12 protein-coding genes are annotated in these 7961 nt (G+C 50.3%); all 12 read left to right on the top strand.

Annotation, left to right across the window (positions count from 1 at the left end):
- A partial coding sequence (locus BM283_RS16570) for a phage portal protein (RefSeq protein WP_090695107.1) occupies positions 1 to 1182 on the top strand: 1182 nt, incomplete at its 5' end.
- 73 nt (positions 1183 to 1255) lie between these two features.
- A complete protein-coding gene (locus BM283_RS16565) occupies positions 1256 to 3163 on the top strand; it encodes a prohead protease/major capsid protein fusion protein (RefSeq protein WP_090695103.1) in 1908 nt (635 codons plus the stop codon).
- A 58-nt stretch (positions 3164 to 3221) separates the two neighbouring features.
- Complete coding sequence (locus BM283_RS16560) at positions 3222 to 3566, top strand: DUF2190 family protein (protein ID WP_090695101.1); 345 nt, start codon at positions 3222 to 3224, stop codon at positions 3564 to 3566.
- On the top strand, positions 3566 to 3862 hold the full coding sequence (locus BM283_RS16555) for a head-tail joining protein (RefSeq protein ID WP_090695098.1): 297 nt from the start codon (positions 3566 to 3568) through the stop codon (positions 3860 to 3862). Before BM283_RS16560 ends, BM283_RS16555 begins: the two co-directional genes overlap by 1 nt.
- Complete coding sequence (locus BM283_RS16550) at positions 3862 to 4293, top strand: hypothetical protein (protein WP_090695097.1); 432 nt, start codon at positions 3862 to 3864, stop codon at positions 4291 to 4293. Before BM283_RS16555 ends, BM283_RS16550 begins: the two co-directional genes overlap by 1 nt.
- Before the next feature lie 57 nt (positions 4294 to 4350).
- Entirely contained in the window at positions 4351 to 4737 is a 387-nt protein-coding gene (locus tag BM283_RS16545; RefSeq protein WP_139225321.1) for a hypothetical protein, read from the top strand.
- A 2-nt stretch (positions 4738 to 4739) separates the two neighbouring features.
- Complete coding sequence (locus BM283_RS16540) at positions 4740 to 5486, top strand: hypothetical protein (RefSeq protein ID WP_090695093.1); 747 nt, start codon at positions 4740 to 4742, stop codon at positions 5484 to 5486.
- A gap of 9 nt (positions 5487 to 5495) precedes the next feature.
- Entirely contained in the window at positions 5496 to 5852 is a 357-nt protein-coding gene (locus tag BM283_RS16535; RefSeq protein ID WP_090695089.1) for a hypothetical protein, read from the top strand.
- A gap of 11 nt (positions 5853 to 5863) precedes the next feature.
- Positions 5864 to 6175 carry a hypothetical protein gene (locus tag BM283_RS16530; RefSeq protein ID WP_090695087.1) on the top strand — a complete coding sequence of 104 codons (312 nt, stop codon included), beginning with the start codon at positions 5864 to 5866 and terminating at the stop codon, positions 6173 to 6175.
- On the top strand, positions 6175 to 7104 hold the full coding sequence (locus BM283_RS16525; protein ID WP_090695084.1) for a phage tail tube protein: 930 nt from the start codon (positions 6175 to 6177) through the stop codon (positions 7102 to 7104). Before BM283_RS16530 ends, BM283_RS16525 begins: the two co-directional genes overlap by 1 nt.
- Before the next feature lie 79 nt (positions 7105 to 7183).
- Positions 7184 to 7522, top strand: a complete 339-nt coding sequence (locus tag BM283_RS16520; RefSeq protein WP_090695080.1) for a hypothetical protein — start codon at positions 7184 to 7186, stop codon at positions 7520 to 7522.
- Positions 7486 to 7896 (top strand): DUF1799 domain-containing protein, encoded by a 411-nt coding sequence (locus BM283_RS16515; RefSeq protein WP_090695078.1) that lies wholly within the window; start codon positions 7486 to 7488, stop codon positions 7894 to 7896. The genes BM283_RS16520 and BM283_RS16515 overlap by 37 nt, the downstream gene beginning before the upstream one ends.
- The last annotated feature ends 65 nt before the right edge of the window (positions 7897 to 7961 follow it).

The raw sequence follows: 7961 nt of genomic DNA, 5'->3' as shown, positions 1-7961 counted from the left end.
GTCGTTCCCAGCATTCAGAATAAGCCAGCGGTAAAACTTTGGGACAACTGGATCAATGAAAGTGATGCTGATGGGCAACTTGATTTCTATGGGTTACAGCGCCTCATTGCCAGAACGATCTTTGAATCCGGTGAGTGCCTGGTCCGTTTCAGATACCGAAGGCCTGAGGATGGGTTAAACGTACCGCTGCAAATTCAGGTACTGGAACCAGACTATCTGGATTCATCGAAATTCGAGGATCTGAAAAACGGCGGCTATATTCAGTACGGTATTGAATATGATGCTATCGGTCGGCGTGTTGCTTACTGGTTATACAAAGAACACCCCGGAGAAAGCTCGCCCAAATTCAGAGGACTGCAATCTTACCGCGTGCCTGCAGAAGATATCATCCATATTTACGAAAAGCTGAGACCGGGCCAATCCAGAGGGGTGCCCATATTTGCTCCCGCGATGATCACCACCAATGATCTGGATGAATATGAAGAAGCCACGCTGGTACGTAAAGCAGCGGAGGCGTGCATTACTGCCGTGGTAGAAACCGATGATGAGAATACCGCGTTAGGCCAAGTCAAAACAGAATCCGACTCAACCAGAAAGCTGGAAGAGCTTTCCCCTGGAATGGTTGAATATTTGTCAAGCGGAGAAAAGATCACGTTCAATAATCCGCCTGCTTCGACCGGGTATGCTGAATACGTGAGTGCTCGCCTACATTCCATCGCAGCTGGCATAGGCATAACGTATCAGCAGATGACAGGCGATCTGTCGCAAGCGAACTATTCATCTATGCGTGCTGGAACACTTGATTTCCGCCGGGAAGTGGAGCAGTTTCAATGGCTGACCTTTATTCCAATGTTCTGCCGCAGGGTAATGACCATATGGCTGAATACAGCCGCAATCTCATCGAGCATAAAATCCAATATCGAAACCGATTGGACCACTCCAAGATGGGATTGGGTTGACCCATTAAAAGATGTGAGGAGCGAAACAGAGGAACTGAATACCTATCGCAAATCATTCTCGGAGGCGGCTCGTGAGAGAGGGTATACGCCAGAAAAGCTGGCTGAAGAAATTGCAAAAGATATAGCGATGTTTGAAAAGATTGGGATCCCATATCCATTCGTTCCCAACGAAGAAGCGACAGCCAAAATGGTTGAATCGACTCTAAATTTGGCTAAAGATTAAATAAGGACATTTTTTATATTTTTGTCCATTCAATTCATTTTAAATATGCCCAAATCATTCACGGTTTGGGTATATGTCACAGAATCTTGTCACCAGAAATTTTGATCTAGCCATCACCAGGCGAGCTGCCGGTGATTCTGAGCAGAGCCAGAATTTAATCCTCGAATTCCCTTTTTCTTCAGAAGAACCCTATCTACGTTCCAGCTGGTTTGACGGGCCGTGGATAGAGGTGCTTGGTCATAAATCGGAAGAGGTCGATTTGTCCAGACTTAATGGCGGTGCACCTGTGTTGCTCAATCATGGCATGAGTAAAACAGAGAATGCCCCGTTGCGCTCAGTTGGCCGGACAACCCGTGCCTGGATCGAGAATGGACGCGGCTATGTCGAGGTGAAGATGTCCCGCCGTGATGACATGAAGCCCCTATTGCAGGATATCGAGGACGGCATCATTGCCAACGTCAGCGTCGGCTATCGAATCATCGAGCGCACGCTCATCAAAGAAAATAAAGACCAGCCAAGTGAATACCGCGTAACCAGCTGGTTGCCGCTGGAAGTTACGCTGTGTGACATACCAGCAGACGCAACCGTAGGTATCGGACGATCAATTAACAATGAGGAAAAAATAGTGCCAAACGAAAACACTACAATCCAGGCTGACCCACCACCCTCACCTGAAGGGCAGCGCTCAGCAGAAGTGGATGCAGACAAACTCAAGCAGGATGTGCTGGTTGCAGAACGCAAGCGCATGGCAGAAATCAAGCAGATGGTCCGGTCGGTAAAACTGGATGATACGGTAGCCGATGACCTCATCGAGCGCGGTGTGTCATTGGATGATGCGCGCAAAGAGGTATTGAACCAGCTGGCCAAACGCACCGAGCAGACACCGGTTAGCAGCCGGGCGGACATTCACACTATCACTGACGAAACTGATACCCGGCGTGAACTGGTAGCGGAAGCGCTTATGCACCGTTACCGTCCTAATAATAAACTCTCAGACGGTGCACGGCAATATGCAGGATTGAGCCTGATCGAACTGGTGCGGGATACGCTGGAACAAAAAGGTGAAAAGACACGCGGCCTGGATCGCATGCAAATTGCCTCGCGTGCATTCCAGGGCACCTCCGATTTTCCGAACATTCTGGCCAATGTGGCCAATAAAACATTGCGTCAAGCCTATGAAGCTGCACCGCGCACTTTCCAGGCATGGGCTCGGCAGTCAACCGCTCCTGATTTCAAGTCAATGAGCCGCGTGAACCTTTCCGATGCGCCTGCCTTGGAATCAGTGAACGAGAATGGTGAGTTCAAACGGGGCGCGATTACTGACGGCAAGGAAACTTATCAGCTCGCTACCGTGGGCAAAATCATTGGCCTCACCCGCCAGGCAATCATCAATGACGACCTCAGCGCCTTTACCCGCATTCCGGCCATGTTTGCGATGGCCGCTGCCAATTACGAAAGTGACATTGTGTACGGCATTCTGACAGCCAATGCTGCGCTATCGGATGGTGTTGCGCTGTTCCACAACACGCACGCCAATTTGACTGGTACCGGCACTGTAATCAGTATCGATTCACTAGGGACTGGGCGCAAGATGATGCGCAAGCAAACTACGCCCAAAGGCGCAGTAATGAATCTGCTCCCGCGTTTCCTGATTGTACCTGCTGCACTGGAAACCATTGCGGCACAATTCGTCAGTCAGCAATACGTTGCAGCCAAATCAAGCGACTTCAATCCGTTTGCCGGAGCACTGGAAGTGATTTCAGAAGCCCGGCTGGATGCCACCAGTGACAAATCCTGGTATCTCGCTGCGGACAACGCCTCGATCGATACCATTGAGTATTGCTACCTCGAAGGGCAAAACGGCGTCTATATCGAAACTCGTCAAGGTTTCGATGTGGATGGCATGGAGATCAAAGCCCGCTTGGATTTCGCAGCCAAGGCAATCGATTACCGCGGTCTCTACAAAAATAACGGCGCCTGATCAGGCTGATTAACGAAGGGCGAATCTTGTATCCGCCCGTATACGGAGGAATTGAGGAATGAACAATTATATTCAGGATGGCAATGTTCTATCGCTCGCACCCGGTGCAGATGTCGCCTCAGGTGTGGGATATCTGTTCGGTACCGGTCTGTTTGGTGTGGCGACAGAGAACGTGACCAGTGGCGTCGCTGGTTCCTTTGCCACTGAAGGCGTGGTCGAGATTGCCAAAACCAGCGCGTTAGCTATTTCAGTCGGTGACCGGCTGTTCTGGGATGCGACTAACAAGGTCGTGAACAAAACCGCCTCAGCACAACAATGCGTCGGCATTGCGGTAGTGGCTGCAGCTAATCCAAGCGCAACCGTGCTGATGAAGCTCGGTTCCTATGTCGCAGTCGGTGCGTAATGACAACACGCTTTGCAGCGCTGGAAAAAAGGGCCAATGATGCGGTTATCCGCCACCTGGCCAACGCCACTGCCTTTATCGAAGGCGTGGCGGTAGACGGTATTTTCCGCAATCAATACGCTGAATTCAGCAATGTGATCGGTGGCAGCAATCCTACTTTTCAGTGCAGAAGTGCTGACGTTTCAGCGGTAATAAAAGGGACGGCACTGACTATTAATAACACCCATTACCAGGTAGCAAGCGCACCTCAGCCAGACGGAGCGGGTATGACGCTGTTGCAACTCGAGGAGGTGTAATGGCCAGCCGCGTTGAACAGATGATGGGTTATCTCTACGCCAAACTGGCAGCATCGGGTGCGATGACGACGATTGCCTCCAGTTCAGTTTTCCGAGATCTGGATTCAGCCTTGAATGGTGAGCTTCCGGCAGTAGTGATCGAGGAGGGGGATGAACTAACGCCAGAGCTACCCGCGCTCGGCATCGCCAATCGCCAATTGACCATCCGGCTCATGATCCTGATCAAGGGTAGTGCGCCTTATTCGCTTGCTGATGCGCCACTGATCGAGGCCTATAACCTGATCATGTCTGATCGCACCGTTAACAATATGGCCATCGACCTGACCGAGGGGGAAACCAGGCGCACCCGCGGCATGCTGGAAAAACCTGTTGCGATTGTAAGCAAAGAATTTGTTATCCAGTTCAGGACTGATGAAACCAGTCTTTTATAGTAAGGAGCTAATTTAATGACGGTAGAGAACGTTATTGTTAACGACATCTATGCGGGCGTGGGCGGGAGCTATACCTATAGCTCAGGCACAGACTCACGCTCTCCTAACGGCTATGTCAATAGCCTCGCTGCAGATGTAGTGAAGATCAATATCAAGAAAGGCGATACCTTCTCGGTTGCAGTCATTGCCAAAGATGGCAGCGGTTCGCCTGTCAATCTTACCGGCTACACCATTACACCCAAGATCAAGGATAACGCCGGTAATGTCATCGCCACGCCATCGGTTTCCGTTACCAGTGCGGCAGCAGGTGAGTACACCATGTCGGTGGCCAATACCTCTGCCTGGCCGCTCGGTGTGTTGTTTGGCGACGTGACTTACACCGACCCAGGGTCGGCAGTCGAGAGCACGGAAACGTTCCAGATTATCGTGCAGGAGGCGATTTAAACATGGCTATTGAAATAACTAACGTTGGCATAAAAGGGCCGAAAGGAGACACCGGCCCATCGGGTGCTCCGCTGCAGGCTTACAGTGGCGTGCCGGTCAAACTGATTACCCCAGCGACTACCTTTACTGGCATAACGGTATCCGATAACGGCGCAGGTAAGGTGCTGCTAGCAGGCGCAGGCCCTCATGGATTGACTGCTGCTGATGCGATCGGTGCGAATATTTTTATTGTGACAGCCAGCGCGGGATGGATTGGATTAGCCATCCATAAAATTATCAGTTTGGATGCTGATGTGACTGGCAATAAGATTGGGATCGATCTCGCATTTGCTTCGCAGGCAGCGCCGATTATGGCTCTGGGCAATATAGTGATCAATTACATTTTGGCGACCATCGCACCGTTAGGGCCCAATTCCATCATAAAAGCCGATGCCTTGGTATCGCTTAAAAATAGCGCGAATCCTAAATCACTATCCTACCGCACGCTGGCATTGAAAATATCTGAAGTGAATAACTTGATCAATATGAGTTCATACCGATTCCAGGCGCGCATACATATGCGCGGCACCAATCAGTCCCAAATCGGGCTGGCGGATAATATGGTAGGGGGATTTGGTCCCTCAATAAACAACCCTGTTGTCTCTGCATTCGATTTTTCTGTTAACCGCAACTTTGCTTTGGCATTAGGCATGTATTCATGCGAGCCGATGACGATAGAAAGTTACCTGGTCGAAGTATATAACCTATAAGGATTCAGCATGGCCATTATTGATGATTTAACGTATGAACAAGCGTTGGAGTATCCGGAGCCAAAAGATATCCTCGTAGATGAGTCGGGTATCTACGTACTCACTGAAGAGGACATGTCTAGCCAACCCAATCCGGTACCGCAGGAAGTCCATGCCCACCAGGCACGCATCGCTCTGCTTGAAGCAGGACTGCTCGATATGGTCAATGATTATATCGCCCAGTCGAATGATGCTGAGCTCAAGATTCGCTGGGAGTATGGTGGCAAGCTGGTAAGGAGTAGCCCATACATTGCTGCCGTTGCTGTGGCGCTTGGGCTCAGTGATGAGCAGCTGGATGAACTGTTTATCCGTGCTGCTCAGAAATAATGGAGAAGCCGATGGATAAATATTCCGGCATGGGCGGCTCGTATATTCTCGATCCCGAGACCGGCCAGCGTCGACTGGCTGATCCCTCGGAAAATGAGCAACCTAACCCGCAGCCAGAACAACCAGACGAATGCCATGGCGTGGGCGGCTCATACATGATTGATCCTGAAACCGGCAAGCTGAGACCTCACACGGGGCGTGAACATTTACTGATCAAGCCAGCCAGACCACCAGCAGAGACAAAACCAGAACCAGAACCCGAAAAACCAGGGCAACAGATAACGCAGCCGGCACGTAAGAAAAATAAACGAGGAGATAAGTAATGCCAATCAGATCAAGAAGAAAGATCATTCAAGTCAAGGTCGAGAGTAGCTACGGCGTGGATGCGGTGCCGGTAGTCGGTACCGACGACATGCTGGTGTCGAATTTTAATATTTCATCCAATATCCGTTACGTCGAACGGAACAACGCACTACCATTTTTCGGTCACCAGGGACAGATCAAAGTCGGTGATACCATGAAACTGGAGTTCGATATCGAGCTGGCAGGCTCAGGTGCTGTAGCGACCAAGCCAGGATACAGCCCTATCATGCGGGGTTGCGCCATGTCTGAAACACTTACGCCTACCACTGGCCCGACCATTTATGCACTCATCACTACAGGTGAAGAGTCCGTGACCAGTTACTTCAATTGGGATGGCCAGCTGCACAAGATATTAGGTGCATATGGCACCATGGAACTGCGCTTTAACGAGGGGCAAGTACCGGTCGCGCATATCACACTCGAAGGGCTTTACGGCGGCATTACTGCCGTCGCATTCGGTACACCCGTGCTGACCGCGTTCCAGAAGCCGCTCGCAATGAACAAACAGAACACCACCTTCAATTTGCACGGCTTTGCAGCAGCATTCCAATCCCTCACCCTCACCCAGGGTAATACCATTGATTACATCAACCGCCCGAATTCAGAGCGCATGCAGTTTAACGATAGAAAAAGCACCGGCAAAGTTGTGATCGAACTGCCGACCGTAGCCGCCAAGGATTTTGAGAGCATCTGCAGGGCAGAAACCACCGGAGCACTGGCGCTCGTCCATGGCACTACTGCAGGAAATAAAGTGCTGATTGATGCCGGGCAGGTACAGTTAACCAATCCAACCAAAAGTGAGAACGGCAATACCGTCATGCTGAATATGGACTTGGTGCTGCAGCCGACTTCCGCTGGTAATAGCGAGTGGACGTTTAAGACGCAATAACCCGATAAGTCAGCAAGGGTGATCCTTGTGATTACCCGTAACAAATAACACAAATTTAAAAATCAATCAGGAGAAAACCATGTTCAAAATCGAAGACCAACCAAAATTGGTCGAATGGCCAGTGTCTGTCAACGTTCCGCAAGACGGCGGCAAGATCAAGAAAAATACCTTTACGGCTGAATTCGAATTGATTACTCAGGAAGAACTAGATGCTATCTATAAGGATGGCGGAACGGATGTGGATTTATTGCGCCAAGTATTGTTTAACTGTACTGGCGTATGTGACGCTGAAGGTAAGCCGATTGATTTTAATGACGACTTACGCGACAAATTGATCAACATTCCATATGTGCGCTCTGCTCTGGTGGCTGCATATGTTGAATGCAGTCACGGCAAGGCTGCAGCCAGAAAAAACTAGCCGATGCCGCCCGCCATTGGGCGGCTCAGGGAAGGTCAGCCAGCCATAACGTTGAGCCAGATGAGCGTGCGGCTGATCCTGCTGAATGGGAAAAAGTAATCGCAGAGTGGGAAGATCAGCTTGAAGAAGAAGGGGGCGATGACGACGGATTGTTTGCCGTATGGCCTGAGAATAAACAAGCGGTGCATATATTCATTTCACTGCGCCGTTGCTGGAGGGTGGATGGTATGACCGGCCATTACTTTGGAATAGATCGTCCGTCTATCGAGAGCACACTCAACATGATGCGCATCAAACGCAAAAAACACCAGGCAATACTGGAAAGCCTCATGATCATGGAAGACGCGGCGCTGCCTATCCTGAACAGAAAATAAGCTTATGGCTGAGAACATTCAAAAAGTCATTCTGTCTGCTGATGATCAAACGCGTGCTGCGTTTG

This window comes from Nitrosomonas sp. Nm34 (assembly GCF_900113925.1).
In the GTDB taxonomy this organism is placed as follows: domain Bacteria; phylum Pseudomonadota; class Gammaproteobacteria; order Burkholderiales; family Nitrosomonadaceae; genus Nitrosomonas.
Note: the sequence above shows the minus strand (reverse complement) of the source record. Positions and strands in the feature narration are given on the sequence as shown.